General features: G+C 59.3%; 19 protein-coding genes. 16 read left to right on the forward strand and 3 right to left on the reverse strand.

What is annotated here, in order from left to right:
* Positions 1-59 precede the first annotated feature (59 nt).
* From tsaE to EKD03_RS00805, 16 genes are all read left to right on the forward strand, one after another.
* The gene (gene tsaE / locus EKD03_RS00730; RefSeq protein ID WP_129626267.1) at positions 60-581 is read left to right on the forward strand and encodes a tRNA (adenosine(37)-N6)-threonylcarbamoyltransferase complex ATPase subunit type 1 TsaE; all 522 of its coding nucleotides are present in this window, start codon (positions 60-62) and stop codon (positions 579-581) included.
* A gap of 13 nt (positions 582-594) precedes the next feature.
* Entirely contained in the window at positions 595-1,281 is a 687-nt protein-coding gene (gene tsaB / locus EKD03_RS00735; protein WP_129626269.1) for a tRNA (adenosine(37)-N6)-threonylcarbamoyltransferase complex dimerization subunit type 1 TsaB, read from the forward strand.
* Between the two features lie 14 nt (positions 1,282-1,295).
* Positions 1,296-2,015, forward strand: a complete 720-nt coding sequence (locus EKD03_RS00740; RefSeq protein ID WP_129626271.1) for an FhaA domain-containing protein — start codon at positions 1,296-1,298, stop codon at positions 2,013-2,015.
* A gap of 44 nt (positions 2,016-2,059) precedes the next feature.
* Positions 2,060-2,515, forward strand: a complete 456-nt coding sequence (locus EKD03_RS00745) for an FHA domain-containing protein (protein ID WP_129626273.1) — start codon at positions 2,060-2,062, stop codon at positions 2,513-2,515.
* Positions 2,516-2,707: 192 nt separating this feature from the next.
* On the forward strand, positions 2,708-3,064 hold the full coding sequence (locus tag EKD03_RS00750) for an NADH-quinone oxidoreductase subunit A (protein ID WP_129626275.1): 357 nt from the start codon (positions 2,708-2,710) through the stop codon (positions 3,062-3,064).
* 45 nt (positions 3,065-3,109) lie between these two features.
* Entirely contained in the window at positions 3,110-3,910 is an 801-nt protein-coding gene (locus EKD03_RS00755) for an NADH-quinone oxidoreductase subunit B (protein ID WP_129626277.1), read from the forward strand.
* The gene (locus EKD03_RS00760) at positions 3,897-4,412 is read left to right on the forward strand and encodes an NADH-quinone oxidoreductase subunit C (RefSeq protein WP_129626279.1); all 516 of its coding nucleotides are present in this window, start codon (positions 3,897-3,899) and stop codon (positions 4,410-4,412) included. The genes EKD03_RS00755 and EKD03_RS00760 overlap by 14 nt, the downstream gene beginning before the upstream one ends.
* Before the next feature lie 71 nt (positions 4,413-4,483).
* Entirely contained in the window at positions 4,484-5,593 is a 1,110-nt protein-coding gene (locus tag EKD03_RS00765; RefSeq protein ID WP_129626281.1) for an NADH-quinone oxidoreductase subunit D, read from the forward strand.
* Between the two features lie 44 nt (positions 5,594-5,637).
* The gene (locus EKD03_RS00770) at positions 5,638-6,711 is read left to right on the forward strand and encodes a 4Fe-4S binding protein (RefSeq protein WP_129626283.1); all 1,074 of its coding nucleotides are present in this window, start codon (positions 5,638-5,640) and stop codon (positions 6,709-6,711) included.
* A 63-nt stretch (positions 6,712-6,774) separates the two neighbouring features.
* Positions 6,775-8,106, forward strand: coding sequence for an NADH-quinone oxidoreductase subunit NuoH (nuoH, locus tag EKD03_RS00775; protein WP_129626286.1), 1,332 nt, complete (start codon positions 6,775-6,777; stop codon positions 8,104-8,106).
* A complete protein-coding gene (locus EKD03_RS00780; RefSeq protein WP_238613256.1) occupies positions 8,107-8,790 on the forward strand; it encodes an NADH-quinone oxidoreductase subunit J family protein in 684 nt (227 codons plus the stop codon).
* Between the two features lie 84 nt (positions 8,791-8,874).
* Entirely contained in the window at positions 8,875-9,192 is a 318-nt protein-coding gene (gene nuoK, locus EKD03_RS00785; RefSeq protein WP_129626288.1) for an NADH-quinone oxidoreductase subunit NuoK, read from the forward strand.
* Positions 9,193-9,194: 2 nt separating this feature from the next.
* The gene (gene nuoL, locus EKD03_RS00790) at positions 9,195-11,471 is read left to right on the forward strand and encodes an NADH-quinone oxidoreductase subunit L (RefSeq protein WP_129626290.1); all 2,277 of its coding nucleotides are present in this window, start codon (positions 9,195-9,197) and stop codon (positions 11,469-11,471) included.
* 51 nt (positions 11,472-11,522) lie between these two features.
* The gene (locus tag EKD03_RS00795; protein ID WP_129626292.1) at positions 11,523-13,184 is read left to right on the forward strand and encodes a complex I subunit 4 family protein; all 1,662 of its coding nucleotides are present in this window, start codon (positions 11,523-11,525) and stop codon (positions 13,182-13,184) included.
* 59 nt (positions 13,185-13,243) lie between these two features.
* Positions 13,244-14,755 carry a complex I subunit 4 family protein gene (locus EKD03_RS00800; RefSeq protein WP_129626294.1) on the forward strand — a complete coding sequence of 504 codons (1,512 nt, stop codon included), beginning with the start codon at positions 13,244-13,246 and terminating at the stop codon, positions 14,753-14,755.
* A 193-nt stretch (positions 14,756-14,948) separates the two neighbouring features.
* Positions 14,949-16,550, forward strand: coding sequence for an NADH-quinone oxidoreductase subunit N (locus EKD03_RS00805; RefSeq protein ID WP_129626296.1), 1,602 nt, complete (start codon positions 14,949-14,951; stop codon positions 16,548-16,550).
* Positions 16,551-16,696: 146 nt separating this feature from the next.
* Here the strand turns inward: EKD03_RS00805 and EKD03_RS00810 are convergent, their stop codons facing one another.
* The 3 genes from EKD03_RS00810 to EKD03_RS00820 form a co-directional block, all read right to left on the reverse strand.
* A complete protein-coding gene (locus EKD03_RS00810; RefSeq protein WP_129626298.1) occupies positions 16,697-16,936 on the reverse strand; it encodes a hypothetical protein in 240 nt (79 codons plus the stop codon).
* Positions 16,937-17,048: 112 nt separating this feature from the next.
* Positions 17,049-17,234: a type II toxin-antitoxin system HicA family toxin gene (locus EKD03_RS00815; protein ID WP_129626300.1), complete on the reverse strand. Its 186-nt coding sequence runs from the start codon at positions 17,232-17,234 to the stop codon at positions 17,049-17,051.
* Positions 17,231-17,443, reverse strand: a complete 213-nt coding sequence (locus EKD03_RS00820) for a type II toxin-antitoxin system HicB family antitoxin (RefSeq protein WP_129626302.1) — start codon at positions 17,441-17,443, stop codon at positions 17,231-17,233. Before EKD03_RS00820 ends, EKD03_RS00815 begins: the two co-directional genes overlap by 4 nt.
* Between the last annotated feature and the right edge of the window lie 20 nt (positions 17,444-17,463).

Raw genomic sequence — 17,463 nt, forward strand, 5'->3', positions numbered from 1 at the left:
CGGGATGCCGATCCCGTCCGCCCGTGCTACAATAGGCCACAGGAGGAGATCTGTATCCTATGAGCGAGCGCAAGTTGCCCGCGACCCAAGCGGCCCACGAACTCGATTTTATTAGCCATAGCCCCGCCCAAACGGAGCGTATTGGCCAGCGCCTCGGTGAGCAGTTTCAGCCCGGCGATCTGATCCTGCTGATCGGCGATTTTGGCGTCGGCAAGACCCATCTGGTCAAGGGGGTGGCGCGTGGTCTCGAATCGCCGGATCTGGTCACCAGCCCCAGCTTTGTGCTCATCAACGAGTACCACGCCGGATCGGCTCGCCGCACCATGCCGATCTACCACGCCGATCTCTATCGGATCGCCGAGGCGGGGGAACTCACCACGATTGGCCTTGATGAACTCTGGGCTGGTGATGGCGTCTGTTTGATCGAGTGGCCGGAACGCGCCGGGGCGCTCCTCCCCGCCGAACATCTGGCCATCCATATGCAGCACCTCAGCGAGACCAAACGCCGCCTGCGCTTGGCCCCCCACGGCCCGCGCTATGTGGCGCTGCTTGACCGCTTTAAGGATATGACCTTTGGGTAAAGGCACGCATTCTATGATCCTTGTTGCGATTGATACCGCTACGACCATTACCGGGCTGGCCCTCTGCCAGCACGGCGATCTGCTGGCTGAAGCGGCGTGGCACTCTGGGCGTAACCATACTGCCCAACTTCTGCCCCAACTCGATCTTCTGCTACGTCATGTTGGGGCCACCCCAGCCGATCTGGGCGCGGTGGCGGTTGCGCTTGGCCCCGGCAGTTGGAGTGGCCTGCGGGTCGGCCTGAGTGTTGCCAAGGGGCTGGCGTTGGCCGCCGATCTACCGTTGATCGGCATCAGTAGCCTCGAAGCCCTCGCCTACCAACAACAGCGCCGGGGGCTGCCCATCTACCCGCTCATTCGCCTGGGCCGCGAGCGCTTTGCCAGCGCAACCTTCCGCTTCACCGATTGGATCGAGCGCCAGACGCCAGATCGCAACATCACCCTGGCCGAACTCTGCGCCGAGATTGATGAACGAGCCCTCTTCTGCGGCGACCTTGACGATCAGGTCTGTACCCAGATCCAAACCCATCTGGGTGAAGAACGCGCCCTCTTTCCCACCCCCGCCGCAACCCTGCGCCGCCCCGGCTTTCTCGCCGAATTGGCCTGGCAGCGCTACCAGAACCAGACGTATGATGACCTCGTTGCCCTTGAGCCGGTCTACCTCGGTGAGGCGGTGCAACCCAAGGTGGCGGTAAAAAGTTAGGAGGCCAGCATCCTATGTCTGCACTGAGCCGCTTTGAGCAACTGATGGAACAGATGGTTGAGGGGTCGGTGGCGCGCCTCTTCCGTAGTCCCGTGCAACCGGTCGAGATTGCCCGCCGCCTCGAACGAGCGATGGAGAGTCAGCAGTCAATTAGTGTCAAGCGCATCATTGTGCCCAGTTTCTACCGCGCCTACCTCAACCCGCAAGATTTTGTCGCCTTCCAGCCGGTACGCACCCAGCTTGAACAAGAGATGGCGACCTACCTGAGTGATCTGGCGGCGGAACGCGGTTTTACGATGCTTGAGCATCCACGGGTAGCGCTGGCCGAAGAGGCCGCTGTGCCGCGCCGCAGTATCCAGGTAGTGGCCGAATTGGCCAATGCCCAAGCATCCTCAAGCACCCAGGTCATGTCGGCCACCGCCGTCCAAGCGGCCCCGGCACGGCGCGGACACGCGCTGCTCCTCCTCCAGACCAGCGCTGGCCCGCAGCCAATCCCGCTCGAAACCACCACCGCAACCGTCGGGCGTGGCCTGGGCAATGATATTATTCTCGAAGATACCCGCGTCTCACGCCACCACGCCCAACTCCGCTACAAGGCGCGCCGCTTCTGGATCACCGACTTGAATACGACCAACGGCACCTTCGTCAATGGTGCCCGGATTACCGAAACCGCCCTGCGTGATGGTGATGTGGTCTCTCTTGGTGGCTTGGAGTTGACATTTCGTGATGCGTGAGGTTGGCAGATCTCCAACACCACTCACTACCAATCAAGAATCATATGTTTGATATCGCCAACCTCTCTATCGGAGTCATACTGCTCCTGCTGCGCGTCAGCGTCGTCTTCCTGCTCTATTTCTTCCTTTGGCAGGTACTCCGCGTGGTTGCCCGCGACCTGCGGAGCGGAGCGCCGCTTACACCCCAAGTCGCCAACCCCTTCGGCCAGTTGGTGGTGGTCAGTTCCGGCCAAACCGGTATCCCCGTGGGCAAGATCTTCGCCCTCGCCCCAGTCACGATCATCGGGCGCAGTACCGAAGCCGAGGTGGCCCTTAACGACACCTTCCTCTCCGCCGAACATGCCCGCCTTAGTCTCCAAGAGAGCGGCTGGATGCTCGAAGATCTCCACAGTACCAACGGTACCTACCTCAACGGCTTTGAGGTGCGCGAACTCACCGAAGTCCAAGATGCTGATGTGATCCGGGTTGGGCGGGTTGAGATCAAATTGATGTTGGCCTAATTCCTAATTTTTTGGTTAACAAATAACCATTAAAGTGGTACAAAATCTCATTGTGATGCACCGCACGCACTACCTCTGCACAGCATTACAGTGCGAAACCTGGAAAAAGCCTCGTTTTGCGTCACATCCCGGCCTGTGCTATACTACTTCATACTCAAACAGGTATCGTATAGACCACGGAGGTTCGCCGCGATGCTCGCGAACTATGCCTTTATTGGGGTATTCTTTGTTGCTGCTCTGAGCTTTCCGGTCATCCCTCTACTGCTTGCCTTCTTGTTGCGGCCCAAACGACCGGCTCCGCTCAAGCTTTCCACCTACGAGTGTGGTCTGGAAGCGATTGGCGACATCCGGGTGCAGTTCAAGGTGCAGTACTACCTCTACGCCCTGGCCTTCGTGATCTTCGATGTTGAGGTGGTCTTCCTCTATCCTTGGGCCGTGGCATTCCACAAGGTTGGGCTGTATGGCTTCACCGCTGCGGCGGTCTTCCTGGCCATGCTCTTTGCGGGCTTGATTTATGAGTGGCGTAAGGGTGCATTGGAGTGGGTCTAGCCCTGCGCAAATGTGGCGATTCAGAACCTGCGATCTGCGAGCACTATGACTGACACGAACAAAATCCAGCTAGATCTTGAGAAGCAGGGCGTCTTCATGTCGACGGTCAACCGCTTCTACAATTGGGGGCGGCGCTCGTCGGTCTGGCCGATGTCGTTCGGTTTGGCCTGCTGTGCCATCGAGATGATGGCCTTCGGCCTCAGCCGCTATGATGTGGCGCGCTTTGGGGCCGAACTCTTCCGCGCTTCACCCCGTCAGGCCGACCTCATGATTGTCGCCGGGACTGTCACCAAGAAGATGTTGCCCCAGGTGGTGCGCCTCTATAACCAGATGGCTGAGCCGCGCTATGTGCTCTCCATGGGTGCCTGCGCAACGTCGGGTGGCCCCTTCCGCGATGGCTATAATGTGGTGCGCGGGGTTGACCTCTTCATTCCCGTGGATGTCTATATCCCCGGTTGCCCGCCCCGCCCAGAGGCACTCCTCCACGCCCTGATCACGCTCCAAGAGCAGATTGATAACCAGAAGCTTGGCAAGGTGCGCTGGTATGGTGGTGGGGATCGCCCGCAGATGCAGGATTTCCCTATTCCTGAGTTTGGTGCTAAGGGTTTGGAGATTGATGGTAAACTGGTTGACCCGGTGGGCGGTTTGCCTCTCGTCAGCCCCTATACCTCGCCAGATCGCGGAGAGCATAAGACCGGGATGCTTGAGCATCCAGAGATTACGCGCCGCTTCCCGATTATGGACCCCACGGTTGAACTCGAAAACGCGCTCAAGGCGCGTGGGGTCGCTCCTGAGATTGTTGCTAATGACCTGAAGCGCAGTGAGGTGCCTGATGCCACTGCTTAGTGCTGAAGAACTGCGCACCCGCTTGGGCCGCGATCTGCCAGGGGCCGTCCTTGAGGCCGCGCCGCTCCAGATTGTGCCGCCTGCCCACGGTTCTAAGGGGCCGTTTGTGACCACGGATGTGCTGGTTGAGCCAACCCGCCTCCTCGATGCCGCGCTCTATCTGCGCGATCAGGTTGGCTATACCTACCTCTCCGATATTGCTGTGGTGGATTACCTCACCGATAATCTGCTGGAGGTGGTCTACCGTTTCTACCACCTCGATGGTGGCCCGTCCCTCGCACTTAAAGTACGTCTCCCCCGCGAGAACCCGGAGTTGGCCTCGCTCACGCCCCATTGGCCGGGGGCCAATTTCCATGAGCGTGAAGCCTATGACCTCTATGGTGTTGTCTTTACTGGCCATCCCTTCCTGCGGCGCATCTATATGTGGGACGAGTTCGAGGGCTTTCCGATGCGCAAGGACTTTCCGAAGCAGGGTGATAAGTATATCGGTGCAGAAGAATAGCCAGCCCAATATGTCATGCTGGGCGCTTCGCCGCCCGTTGGGCATGTTGAATTCTGAATGTTGTATTCATTATGCTGAAGACCGAAGAGCTCCAGATTAATATCGGGCCGCAGCACCCCTCCACCCACGGCGTGTTCCGCATGATCGTGACGGTGGATGGCGAGACGATCACCGACCTGAAGCCGGTGTTCGGCTACCTGCACCGTAACCACGAACAGATCGCCGAGGTGAATACCTACCTCCAGAATATGCCCTATACCGACCGCCTCGATTACTTTAATTCGATGGCGAATAACCATGCCTATGCGTTGGCGGTCGAGAAGTTGGTCGGGATTGAGGTGCCCGAACGCGCTGAGTATCTGCGCGTGCTCATGGTTGAACTGACCCGTATCCTCAACCATGCCGGGGCGCTCGGTTTCTTGATCAACGACATGGGTGCCTGGCAGACTCAGTTGGCCTTCGGGATGCGCGAACGCGAAAAGATCCTCGATCTCTTCGAGTCCGCTTCCGGGGCGCGCCTGATGTGCAACTACTTCCGCTTTGGTGGCGTGGCCCGCGATCTGCCGCCCGATTTTATGCCCCGCCTCAAGGATCTGCTCATCGCCATGCCGGCCTTTGTGGACGAGATGGAGCGCTTGCTGCGCGAGAATGAGATCCTGCTCCAGCGCTCGGAGAATATCGGTGTGCTGCCCAAGGAGGTCGCGATCTCCTATAGCGTCACCGGGCCGATGCTGCGTGCCTCTGGGGTGCCCTACGATATCCGCAGGGCGGAACCCTATAGTATCTACGACCGCTTCGATTTTGATGTGCCCGTCGGAGCCGTCGGTGATGTCTATGACCGTATTCTGGTGCGGATCGAAGAGATGCGCCAGAGCAAGCGGATTATTGAACAGGTGATTGCGCAACTGCCCGATGCCCAGGGTGGCCACATTAACCCCAAGGCGCGCCAAAATGTGCGCCCCCCGGCGGGTGATGTCTATGCACGGGTCGAGACCCCCAAGGGTGAATTGGGCTTCTATCTGGTCAGCGATGGCAGTCTCAAGCCCTATCGCTATAAGGTTCGCGCTCCCTCCTTCATCAATCTGACCCCGCTCGGCGATATGTGCCGTGGCTATAAGGTCGCCGATGTGGTGGTCATTCTGGGGAGTATTGATATCGTCATGGGTGAGGTTGATCGTTAGTTGGGGCGGATCTGAAGCCAGGTTCCTCCACGGTAAAGGTCAAGATGGATATTCAGCGTGGCAACATTATCGTGATGGATCGGCGCAGGGGTACGCTGCGCGCCGGACAAGGTCTCCTTCAGGGCTTGAAGGTGGTCTGGGATCATTGGGTTGGCTCGTTCCGTAAGAACGACAACTTCTCGCAGATCCACGGCACGTTCACGATTGAATACCCCGACGAGCGTATGAAACTGCCCCAGGCGTATCGCAATATGCCGGTCTTGCTCTATGATGATGAGACTGGCCAGGAATTGTGTACCGCCTGTTACCAGTGTGCACGTGCGTGCCCTCCAGAGGTGATTCATATCACTCAGGCCAAAGACCCCAATACTGGTAAAATGGTACCAGCCTCGCTTGAGTTTATTATTGAATATGATGCCTGTATGAGTTGTGGCCTCTGTGCTGAGGCGTGCCCGTTTGATGCGATCAAGATGGATCACTTCTATGAGTTGTCCACCGATAACCGTATGGGGCTGATGCAGCGCAAGGCCGATCTCAATCGCCCGGTCTCCTATTACACCTCGATTGCGCCCGATCTCTGGGATGAGGTAAAAGAGGGGGCGATGAAGAAGCTTCAGGGCAGCATCAAGCGCCGCCCCGATGTGATCGGGATTGCGGGCCACCTGAGCGAGAAGATCGCGGCGCGGCGGCGTCAGCTTGCGGCTGAAGCGGCGGCGTCACCGCCTGCCCCCGTCGCTGCGGCTCCGGCGGCTCCTGCCGGTAAGCTCTCGCCGGAAGAGAAGGCGGCCAAGCTCGCGGCGATGCGCGCCGCCAAGGCGGGTGGCGCGGAACCGGCGGCTGAGGCTCCGGCACCGGCGGCTGAGTTGAGTCCTGCCGATGCCAAGGCGGCGAAGCTCGCGGCAATCAAGGCGGCTAACGCGGCCAAGAAGGCAGCCGAGTCCCCCGCTGCTGAGGTGCCCGCTGCACCGTTGGACGAGAAGGCGGCCAAGCTGGCGGCCATCCGCGCTGCGAACGCGGCGAAGGCAGCAGCCGAGGCTCCGGCGGCACCGTTGGACGAGAAGGCGGCCAAGCTGGCGGCCATCCGCGCTGCGAACGCGGCGAAGAAGAAGTCTGAGTAGTTTTCATCTGTCTATCTGGTTTCGAGAGGCACTCTCCTCACGCTGCCGAGGTAAAGACTCGCTATGCACGATGTTATCAATCACCTGATCAACACCGTCTTTGGCCTGGGCTGGCCGGGTTGGGCCATCTCGTTGATCGCCTACCTGCTCATCGCCACGATCCTTTTCATGATCGTCCCGTTCCAGATGCTCTTCCTGACCTATTTTGAGCGTCGGGCGATTGCGCGCATGCAAGATCGCGTTGGCCCCAACCGCGTCGGCCCTGAGGGAATCTTCCAGCCGGTTGCCGATGGCGTGAAGATGTTCACGAAAGAGGACATCGTGCCCGATGCGGCTGATAAGTGGGTTCACCTGATCGGCCCCGGTATTGTGGTCGCGCCGACGATGTTTATGTTTGCGGTACTGCCCTGGGGGCCGGGCATGGTGCCGTTCGATATGAATATCGGCCTGCTCTTCTTCTTTGCGATCTCGTCGGTCAGTGCGGTGGGCCTGATGGCCTCCGGCTGGGCGAGTAACAATAAGTTCGCCCTCCTGGGTGCCATGCGTGCCGTGGCCCAGATGGTCAGTTATGAGATCCCGGCGGTGCTGAGTCTGCTGGCGATTGTGCTGGTGACCGGCAGCCTCTCGATTGTGGATCTGATCACTTTCCAGTCGGGCCTCTTCATCAGTAGCTCCGATGTTCCCGGTATTCCTGATTTCGGTCTGGGCTGGTTTGTCTTTACTCCGGTGGGTTTCCTGGCCTTCATCGCTTTCTTCATCGCCGCTCTCGCTGAAGGTGAGCGTACTCCCTTCGACATCCCCGAAGCCGATTCGGAGATTGTCGCGGGCTATATGACCGAGTATAGCGGCATGAAGTTCGGTCTCTTCTACCTAGCACAGTATGTGCTCAACTTCCTGCTGTGTGCCATCACCGCGATCATCTTCTTTGGTGGCTGGCAGGGGCCGGGCGTGGGTTGGCTCTATGCCCAGGCGATCACGCCCGCCAACCCGGCTGGTAATGGCCTCTTCAATGTGCTCGCGGGGGTGTTAGGGGTCTTCTACTTCCTCGCCAAGACCTACTTCTTCTTCTTTGTGATGGTCTGGGTGCGTGGTGCGTATGCGCGTCTGCGGATTGACCAACTGATGGACTTCGGCTGGAAGCTCCTCATTCCGTTGACCCTGGTGAATGTGGTGAGCGCGGCGATCTGGGTTGGTCTGACCAAGTGGGGCGCTGCTGATGGCCTCGCCTTTGTGGAGGGCTGGGCGCCGCTGATGCGCTGGGCTGTGGCCTTCGTGATCACCCTGGTGATGAATCTGGTTGCCTACTTCTTCCTGGTGCGGGTCTACTCGCAGTCCCAGGATGAGCGTGCCCGTCTTGATGATGAGGTGCTGGAGCGCCTGACCAATGTGGCCTAAATGCGTAGCGATAGGGTCGGCGTGTTGCGCCTACCCTATCACTATGCCCCGACAACCGGTGGGGAACTGATGGATCTGCTGATACAAATCATCTTTGGGCTGATTTCGGCGCTGGTGATCGGCGCGGCAATGATGGTGGTGACGATGCGCAACGTCATCCATTCGGCGCTTTGGCTGATCGCCTCCTTCTTTGGGGTCGCGGCCCTCTACCTGCTGATGGAAGCCGAGTTCATCGCTGTCGTTCAGGTGCTCGTCTATGTCGGGGCAATCTCGATCTTGATCCTCTTTGCTATCATGCTGACGCGCTCCAATGAGGGTGACCGCCTCTTTACCACGTATTGGTGGACGAGCGGACTGATTGCGCTTGGCCTCTTTGGGGCGGTACTGGTGCCAACGCTGGCCGGGACGATCTGGAACTTGCCCCAGCCGACTGGCCCCGCTGGAGCGCCGGAGGTGCTCTCTGGGGTTGAGGAGTTGGGGCGCGGGTTTGTGAGTGAGTTTGTGCTCCATTTTGAGATTGCAGGTGTGCTCTTGACGGTGGCGTTGATTGGGGCGATTGTGATTGCCTTTGAGGAACGCTCGCGTCGTCGCCGTGTCTTGACTTTGGCTGAAGAGTTGGAATTGCGCAAGCGCCAGCAGGCGAGCGAGCATAGTGCGGTTGCGGCGGCTGATTCTGTTGATTGATCCCAATTGTGTGGACGTGGCCTGTCTGCGTCGGAACGATCTGTGGGGGGATACCCTCCACAGCCTCACCGGAGGTGACCTGCGATGACCCGTGCGATTCCGCTGGAGGCGGTGTTAGTGGTGGCCGCCGCCCTGTTCTGCATTGGCCTCTTCGGTGCCCTCTCACGCCGTAACTTGATCGGTGTGCTGATGGGGATCGAACTGATGCTCAACTCGGTTAATATTAATCTGGTGGCCTTCTGGCGCTACCTGGAGCCACGTTTCATCACTGGGCCGACCTTTGTCATCTTTGTGATTACGGTGGCGGCTGCCGAGGCTGCGGTTGGTCTGGCGATGATTATTACCATCTACCGTAGCTGGAATACGATCAACGCTGATAGTGTGGATAGCCTGAAGGGTTAACGATGTCCTTCTTTTTGCAGTACGCATGGCTGATTCCGGCGCTGCCGCTGCTCGGCTTCGCGCTGATCACCTTCACGCCGCTGCGCCGCAACAAGTTGGCGAGTGGCTGGACGGCTACCGGGTTGATGGGCCTCTCAGTGGTGATGGCACTGGGGTTGCTCGTCGCTGTGGTGAGCGCCAACCCCGCTGAGTCCCACGGTGAGGCGACGACGACGACCGAGGCTCATGGTGAGGCGGTGGCGACCGAGGAGTCCCACGGCGAGGCGGCGGCGACGACTGAGTCCCACGGCGAGGCGGCGGCGGAGCATGGGGCAGCCTTCACCTTCCCCGCGCCGGTGGTGGTGCAGCGTTTTGCCTGGGCACCAGCCGGTTCGACCAACTTTGCCATGGGGATCTATGTGGATACCCCCGTGGCGGTGATGTTGGCGATGGTGACGATTACCGCCACCTGTATTCATCTCTTCTCGATTGGCTATATGGCGGCCAATGCGCGCCAGAGCCGCTTCTTCAGCTTCATCTCGCTCTTCGCTTCGGCGATGTTGCTGATGGTGCTCTCCGATAATCTGCTGCTCTTCTTTATGGCCTGGGAGATCATGGGTCTCTGCTCATACCTCCTGATCGGCTTCCTCTATGAGCGGCCCCAAGCCTACCGTGCCGCGATCAAGGCGTTCATCACCACCCGCATTGGTGATGTGCTGATGCTGCTCGGTCTGGTCTATCTGTGGACCCAGGCGGGGAGTCTGGCCTTCGGCACCGCCGTGGGCGAGATCTTCAACCCGGAGTTCCTACACCGAATCGGCACCGAAACCGGCTTCATGGGCTTGACCCACGCCACGCTGATTTCGCTGCTCATCTTCGCTGGGACGGTTGGCAAGTCGGCGCAGTTCCCGCTGCATGTCTGGTTGCCCGACGCGATGGAAGGCCCCACCCCGGTCTCGGCGCTCATCCACGCCGCCACCATGGTCTCGGCGGGTGTCTTTTTGGTGGCGCGTACCTTCCCGATCTTCGAGGCCGATGGCGGCATGGCGTTGCAGGTGGTGGCGATTATTGGCGCCTTCACGGCCCTCTTCGCGGCCACGATTGCAGTTGCGCAGTACGACATCAAGCGCATTCTGGCCTACAGTACGCTCAGCCAGCTCGGCTTTATGGTCGCGGCGATTGGTATCGGCGGATGGGTAGCCGGGATGTTCCATCTGCTCACCCACGCCTTCTTCAAGGCGCTGCTCTTCCTCGGTTCGGGTGCGGTCATCCACGCGATGGAGGCGACCCCGGCGATTGAGAAGTTGCACCACCACGATGAGTATGCGGCCCAGCAGACGGCGCAGGATATTCGCAACATGGGTGGCCTGCGCACCAAGTTGCCCTGGACCTTCTGGACTTATACGATGGGCTATTTGGCTCTGGCCGGGATTGTGCCCTTTGCGGGTTTCTGGAGCAAGGACGAGATCCTGGCCCACGCGATGGATCACGGTCACCCGGTTGTCTATGCGGTGCTGACCGTGGCTGCCTTTCTGACCGCCTTCTACATGACCCGCCAGTGGCGGCTGGTCTTCTTCGGTGAGTTCCGGGGTGAACACCCGGTGGTCTTCGTCAACCCGGAGCATCAGGCGCAACACCACGGCCACGGCCATGCCGAGCACCATGACGATGACCACGGCCACATCCACTGGCACGAGTCGCCGACCATGACCGCCGCGTTGGTGGTGTTGGCCAGCTTCGCCGTGACGGCTGGCGCCTTCAACTTGCCCTTCAGCATGCCCGGTGGCCACTGGTTGAGCCACATCTGGGGCCAGGAGGGTGTGGGTATCAACTGGATGGTGGCGGGCCTCTCGCTGCTGATCGCTTCGCTGGGGATCGCGGTGGGCTGGTTCTCCTACCGCAGCGCCTTTGCGAAGGCTCAGGATACCGATCCGCTCGATGCGCGTGTTCCCACCATCTTCGCGATGCTCAACGAGAAGTACCGGGTTGATGAGTTCTACAATGCCACCGTGGGGCGGCTGACCGCTCTCTTGGCGCTGCTCTGGTCGTTCCTCGACCGCGTGGTTCTGGATGGGATTGTCAATGGCGTTGGCCATCTGACCCTCTTCATTAGTCGGGTCAACTTCATCGTAGACGACACGCTGCTCAATGATGGCCCCGATGCAATTGCTGATGGCACCAACGCGGCTGGTCGCCAGACGCGCAAGATCCAGACGGGACGGGCGCAGGACTATGTGGCCTACGTCTTTGCCGGTACGCTCGCGTTGGCCATGTTCTATCTGTATGTGATTGGGAAATAATGTATTGTCGGGGCGCCCCTACGGGGGTGCCCACGAGGGGGCGCCCCTACAATGCCTGCGTATCTGATTCCTTCTGCCGATGGTTTGCCCTGGCTGACCCTGTTGCTCCTTACCCCATTGCTGGGTATGGCTCTGGTAGGGTTGGCGGGAGCGCTACGCCTTGATGATCGTATCGTGAAGCTGGGTGTACTCGCCTGGACGGGCCTGCCGATTGCGCTGGCTGCGGTGATCGCCGCAGGCTTCAATGCCACTGCCACTGCTGATGGTCAGGCGGCACTTCAGTTTGTCGAGAAGATCCCCTGGATTGATGCCATCCGCGTGGACTACTTCATGGGGGTGGATGGGCTGAGTTTGCCCATGGTGCTGCTCACCGTGGTGATGACCCCGCTGGCGGTGATCTCCTCGTGGGGTGTCACCTCGCGGGTGAAGACCCACTTTGCTATGCTGATGCTGCTTGAGGCGGCCATGCTGGGCTACTTTGTGGCGCTGAACTTCTTCTTCTTCTTTATCTTCTGGGAGTTCAGTCTGGTTCCGGCCTACTTCCTCATCCAGATCTGGGGCCGCGAGAATCGCCGCTATGCCGCCTTCAAGTTCTTCATCTATACGATGGCGGGTTCGGTGGGCATGTTGCTGCTCTTCCAGGTACTCTACTTGGCTACGCGCTACGCAGGGCTGCCGACGTTTGATCTGATTACGCTGGGGCGGCTCGGCCAGGGTTTGCCGGTCGAGGGTGTGACTGGCACGCTGCGCGAGATCATCTTCAACTATATGCAGCATCTGGGGGTGGCCGATAGCCTGGGCCGTTACCCGCTGCTCTACACCAGCATCGCCTTCTGGGCGATCTTCGTCGCCTTCGCGATCAAGCTGGCAGTTTGGCCCTTCCACACCTGGTTGCCCGACGCCTATAGCGAAGCGCCGGTGGCGGGTTCGGTGTTGCTCTCGGCGGTGATGAGCAAGATGGGTGCCTACGGAATGCTGCGCATCATGCTGCCGCTGGTGCCCGATGCGGCGCAATACTTCGCCCCGGTGATGGGCGGGTTGGCGCTGGTGGGGATTGTGGCGGGTGCCTTCGGGGCATTGGCCAACATCAGTGGCGATGTGAAGCGGCTCATCGGGTATACCAGTATCAACCACATGGGCTACGTGATGCTGGCGATTGCGGCAGCGGCGGCGTTGCCGGGTGGCGCCAGCCAGGACTCGCGGGCGATTGCGATTAACGGAGCCATGATGCAGATGGTGGCCCACGGGCTGAGCACCGGGGCACTCTTCTACCTCGCTGGAGTGCTCCAGCAGCGCACGGGGAGTTGGGAACTCAACGGGCTGGGTGGGCTGCGCACGGTGGCCCCCACCTTCGCCGGGGTGATGGGTATGGCCATGTTTGCCAATCTCGGCCTGCCCGGTATGGCCGGGTTTGTGGGCGAGTTCTTCATCTTCCGGGGCGCATGGGCGACCCTGCCGCTCTTCACGGGGCTGGCGGTGATCGGCCTGATCATCACCGCGCTGGCGCTGCTGATTATGTACCAGCGCATCTTCCTTGGCCCCACAGGCGAGGTCGCGCAGGGCTTTGCCGATATGCGCCCGATGGAGTTGTGGAGCACGGTGCCCTTCCTGGCGCTTCTGGTAGTGTTGGGCGTCTATCCGGCCCCGATCATGAACTTAGCCAATGCGGCAGCCACGCAGTTGGTGGCGGTCTTCTTGCAGGCATTGTCATAATGAGTGCTGCGTGATGCTTGCTATGCAAGCATCACGCATGAAGAAACAAAAGAGAACCTATGGGTCTGATAACCATCTCAACTGACATTCCCTGGCTGAGTCTGATCTGGCTAAGCCTGCTCGTGCCGTCGGTGCTGATCGCCTTTATTCCAGAGACGCAGCAACAGTTGATGCGTCTTGTCGGTACTGGCTTTGCCTTCATCTCGCTGGTGCTCTCGTTGCTGATCTTCTTCGCCTACGATCCGCAGGTGGCGGGGTTCCAGTTTGTGGAACGGCTCGATTGGATTCCGCAGATCGGGATCAACTATCTGCTCGGCGTGGATGGGATCAGCCTCGCCATGCTGGTGCTGAATGGTGTGGTGATCTTCACCGGATCGCTGATGAGTTGGAACATCGAGAAGCGCGCCAAAGAGTATTGGATCTGGCTGCTCCTGCTCACCACCGGTGTCTATGGGGTCTTTGTTTCGCTCGATCTCTTCCTCTTCTTCGTCTTCTACGAACTGGCTGTGCTGCCGATGTACCTCTTGATCGGCATCTGGGGCAGCACACGCAAAGAGTATGGAGCGATGAAGTTGACCCTCTTCTTGATGGCTGGCAGTGCGATGGCGATTATCGCAATGTTGGGCATCTACTTCCAGAGTGGTCTGCGCACCTTCGACATGATGGTACTAGCCCGCAACATCACCATGTCGGCGGAGTACCAGCGGATCTTCTTCCCACTGCTCTTTCTGGGCTTTGCGGTGCTGTCGGGTATGTTCCCCTTCCACACCTGGAGCCCGACTGGCCACGTAGCGGCCCCGACCGCAGTGAGTATGCTCCACGCCGGGGTGCTGATGAAACTCGGTGCGTATGGTTGTCTGCGGGCGGCGATGTGGCTGATGCCCGAAGGGGCACGCGAATGGCTGCCGTTTATGGCGGTGCTGACCATCCTCAACGTAGTGTATGGGGCCACCATCGCTATGGCGCAGCGTGACGCCAAGTTCATCATCGGCTACTCCTCGGTGAGCCACATGGGCCTGGTGATGATGGCGCTGGCATCGGGGACGCAGATCGGTCTGGTGGGGGCAGTATTGCAGATGTTTGCCCATGGCATCATGACCGCGCTCTTCTTCTCGGTGGTTGGGCGTATGATCTACGAGCGCACCCACACCCGCCAATTGCCCGAACTGGGCGGCTTGGGTCGGGTGATGCCGTTTGCGGCGGTGATGTTCATTCTGGGTGGTCTCTCATCCATGGGCATGCCCGGTTTTGCCGGTTTCTGGGCTGAATTTGCGATCTTCATTGGGGTGTGGGAGCGCTATCCGCTGATCGCGGTGATTGCGGCGGTCTCCATCCCGATCACGGGAGCCTACATCCTGCGCGCCGTCTACTCGGTCTTCTTTGATGAGGTGAAGAATCCTGAGTTCCTCACCCTACCCAAGTTGACGTGGCAGGAATATAGTGGGGCGCTCATTCTGGCCAGCATTCTCATCCTGGTTGGCATCTTCCCCGGCTTCCTGACCGACATCATCAACATGGGGGTAGCCCCGATTGCCCAGCAGTTGAACGATGTGATTGTTGCGGGTCGCTAAGACGGTTGAGCAAACTGTTCACGATGGGGTAAACGGGTTGCCTTCTCACGAGCGGAGCCTCTTTTTGACGCAAAGGCGCGAAGACGCAAAGGCAGTGATTCGTTATTATGTTAAAAACTTTGCGCCTTTGCGTCTTTGCGTCAGAATCTGGGTTCTAGGAGAAGTGTGAATAGCTACTACTACGGAGTGAAGCGTGTTCCAAATTACTGATATTCCACGCATCCTGCCAGAGATCCTGCTGCTCGTGCTGGCACTGCTGGTCCTCGGCTCGGACATCTTCGAGCGTTGGTCGTACACCGCTGCCTCGCGCTTGGAACGGGTGCGGGCTTCGGCGCAGCTCTCGACGATTGGGTTGGGCTTGATCTTCTTGATCACCTTGGTACAGAGTGGCTACCTCTACACCTTGCCGGTGGATGCACCGAGCAACTTCCTGACCAACATCCTACGCAACCTCCAGGCGGGTGGGCCGGGGCAGGGCGTGATCACCGGCTCGTTTGCGACCGATGATCTGACCATGATTGCCCGCTTGACCCTGATTGGGGCGGCCTTCCTGACCAGCATGCTGTGTCTGGATTATCACCCGGCGAGTAATCCCGCCGAGTTCTATGCGCTGATCATCTTCTCGACCATCGGCATGTGTCTGCTGGCCGGGGCCACCGAGTTGGTGATGATCTTCCTGGCGGTGGAGATGACCTCGATTCCGCTCTACATTCTGGCGGGCTATTTTGGCGATAAGCGCTCCTCGGAGGCGGGGATCAAGTACTTCCTCTTTGGCGCGATGTCCTCGGCGGTTATGTTGTATGGCATGAGCCTCGCCTATGGCTTCGCTGCCAACGCGCTAGGTGGCAACAGCACCGCCAACGACCTGACCCAATTGAGCAAGATTGCCGAACTGGCCGGTGAGGGCAACAGCCTGCTCACGCTAAGCATGGTCATGCTGATCGCCGGGATCGGCTACAAGATCGCGGTCGTCCCCTTCCACGGCTGGTCGCCGGATGTGTACGAGGGTGCGCCGACGCCGGTGACGGCCTTCATCTCGACGGCCTCGAAGGCAGCGGGCTTTCTCGTGCTCTTCCGCCTGCTCACCGTGGCCTTCCCCAGCCTGAGCGGTTCGGCGGTCTTTGGCGAGGATCTGGGTGGCTGGACGAGCATAATGGCCTTCCTGGCGCTGTTGACTCTGATCGTCGGGAACTTGGCTGCGCTCCCTCAGCAGAACGCCAAGCGTATGCTGGCCTACTCCAGCATTGCCCAAGCGGGCTTCGTACTGCTCGGCTTGGTGGCCTGGGCCTCACCGCAGCAGTTTGACCGCGACCAGGGCACGATTGCACTCGTCTACTACCTCGTGGTCTACACACTGACCAACATCGGCGCATTCGGTGGCTTGGCGATTGTGGGTATGGCGGTGGGCGGCGATGATGTGCGCGACCTGAACGGGTTGGCGCAGCGCAACCTGCCATTGGCGGTGCTCTTAGCGGTGAGCGTGCTCTCGTTGGCAGGCATCCCGCCGTTGGCGGGCTTCTTCGCCAAGTTCTACGTCTTTATGGTGGGTTGGCAATCAGGCGCGTGGTGGCTCGTGATCATCGCTTTGATAACGACAATCATCAGCCTCTACTACTACCTGCGCCTACTGCGGGCCATGTTCATCGAAGCGCCGGTGAGTATGGAACCAGTGCATGCCCCGGTGGGTATGATGACCGCCGTTGGGGTGTCGGTGCTGGGGGTGCTGGTGATCGGCATCTTCCCGAACCTCGTGTTGGGCATCATCAATCGCGTGCAGATGGTGGCGGGGTTGTAGCTTGGTGTTGCTTGGCGGCGAAGCCGCCAAGCAACACCAAAAAACGAGGTTTGGGGCGTAGCCCCAAGAACTTTGCCCATGCCCTCTAGCAAAAGACCTCTCAGCACTAGAAGCTGAGAGGTCTTTTGCTAGAGGCGAACGCACAGTTAGATCGCATGTTCACCACCGTGCATTTCGTCAATCAGGTGCGATTTAGCCTCCACTTCGGCCAGACGGGTCGAAGCGAACATCGAGGCTGCGCAGAGCAGATCGTGACGTTGGGCTTCTGGCAGTTCGTGGATATGATCGGGATCGCAGCCGACACCACGCAGATACTGGGCGATATAGGCGCGTTCGAGATCAAGCTTGGGGGCAACCATTTGGGTTGGGTCGAGTTCGGTCATCATAGGGGGTACCTCCTGCTGCTGTTATGAGGGAGGAAGATCGTTAAAGTGGGACGATCACAGGCAGGTATTTTGATGTTCCCAGTATAGCACTGGCGTCAAGGTGGGGGGCGGCTTATGGTTCTGGAATTTCAAGATCGCGGCAGATCTTCTTCGCCAAGAGATCTGGTATCTCGCGGTGGCGAGGAATCGGGGTTTGCCACCCATTGTCGGGATTAATGTAGATGCTATGGCGACCGCCCTCACGTCGGAGCAGGCAGCCGTAGCGCTCTAGGTGGCGAAGCAGGTCAGTGCGTTTCATGCGGCCAGCGCTTCCCGTTTGAGGACGATCTTGCCTGCTAGTTCGCGTTCACTATCCTCGCGTTGTACATCAAGCATCAGTTCCAGCGCATCGCGTAGGTTTTCACGTGCCTCCTCAATCGTATGCCCTTGGGTATGAACGCGTGGCATTTCCACCAGCCAAGCAACAATCCACTCTCCATCCTGTACGTATACAGCATTGAGTTGCATAGTTCTTACTCCTTTTTTGC

The sequence above is a fragment of the Candidatus Oscillochloris fontis genome (assembly GCF_004138135.1).
Taxonomy (GTDB): Bacteria; Chloroflexota; Chloroflexia; order Chloroflexales; family Chloroflexaceae; genus Oscillochloris; species Oscillochloris fontis.

Coding starts and splice junctions, on each gene's coding strand:
- EKD03_RS00770 (WP_129626283.1), top strand. CDS start 5,638: ATGGATATTCAGCGTGGCAACATTATCGTGATGGATCGGCGCAGGGGT.
- EKD03_RS00820 (WP_129626302.1), bottom strand. CDS start 17,443: ATGCAACTCAATGCTGTATACGTACAGGATGGAGAGTGGATTGTTGCT.
- nuoK (WP_129626288.1), top strand. CDS start 8,875: ATGACCCGTGCGATTCCGCTGGAGGCGGTGTTAGTGGTGGCCGCCGCC.
- tsaE (WP_129626267.1), top strand. CDS start 60: ATGAGCGAGCGCAAGTTGCCCGCGACCCAAGCGGCCCACGAACTCGAT.
- EKD03_RS00740 (WP_129626271.1), top strand. CDS start 1,296: ATGTCTGCACTGAGCCGCTTTGAGCAACTGATGGAACAGATGGTTGAG.
- EKD03_RS00800 (WP_129626294.1), top strand. CDS start 13,244: ATGGGTCTGATAACCATCTCAACTGACATTCCCTGGCTGAGTCTGATC.
- EKD03_RS00765 (WP_129626281.1), top strand. CDS start 4,484: ATGCTGAAGACCGAAGAGCTCCAGATTAATATCGGGCCGCAGCACCCC.
- EKD03_RS00750 (WP_129626275.1), top strand. CDS start 2,708: ATGCTCGCGAACTATGCCTTTATTGGGGTATTCTTTGTTGCTGCTCTG.
- EKD03_RS00760 (WP_129626279.1), top strand. CDS start 3,897: ATGCCACTGCTTAGTGCTGAAGAACTGCGCACCCGCTTGGGCCGCGAT.
- EKD03_RS00755 (WP_129626277.1), top strand. CDS start 3,110: ATGACTGACACGAACAAAATCCAGCTAGATCTTGAGAAGCAGGGCGTC.
- EKD03_RS00795 (WP_129626292.1), top strand. CDS start 11,523: ATGCCTGCGTATCTGATTCCTTCTGCCGATGGTTTGCCCTGGCTGACC.
- nuoL (WP_129626290.1), top strand. CDS start 9,195: ATGTCCTTCTTTTTGCAGTACGCATGGCTGATTCCGGCGCTGCCGCTG.
- EKD03_RS00780 (WP_238613256.1), top strand. CDS start 8,107: ATGCGTAGCGATAGGGTCGGCGTGTTGCGCCTACCCTATCACTATGCC.
- EKD03_RS00815 (WP_129626300.1), bottom strand. CDS start 17,234: ATGAAACGCACTGACCTGCTTCGCCACCTAGAGCGCTACGGCTGCCTG.
- EKD03_RS00745 (WP_129626273.1), top strand. CDS start 2,060: ATGTTTGATATCGCCAACCTCTCTATCGGAGTCATACTGCTCCTGCTG.
- nuoH (WP_129626286.1), top strand. CDS start 6,775: ATGCACGATGTTATCAATCACCTGATCAACACCGTCTTTGGCCTGGGC.
- EKD03_RS00810 (WP_129626298.1), bottom strand. CDS start 16,936: ATGATGACCGAACTCGACCCAACCCAAATGGTTGCCCCCAAGCTTGAT.
- tsaB (WP_129626269.1), top strand. CDS start 595: ATGATCCTTGTTGCGATTGATACCGCTACGACCATTACCGGGCTGGCC.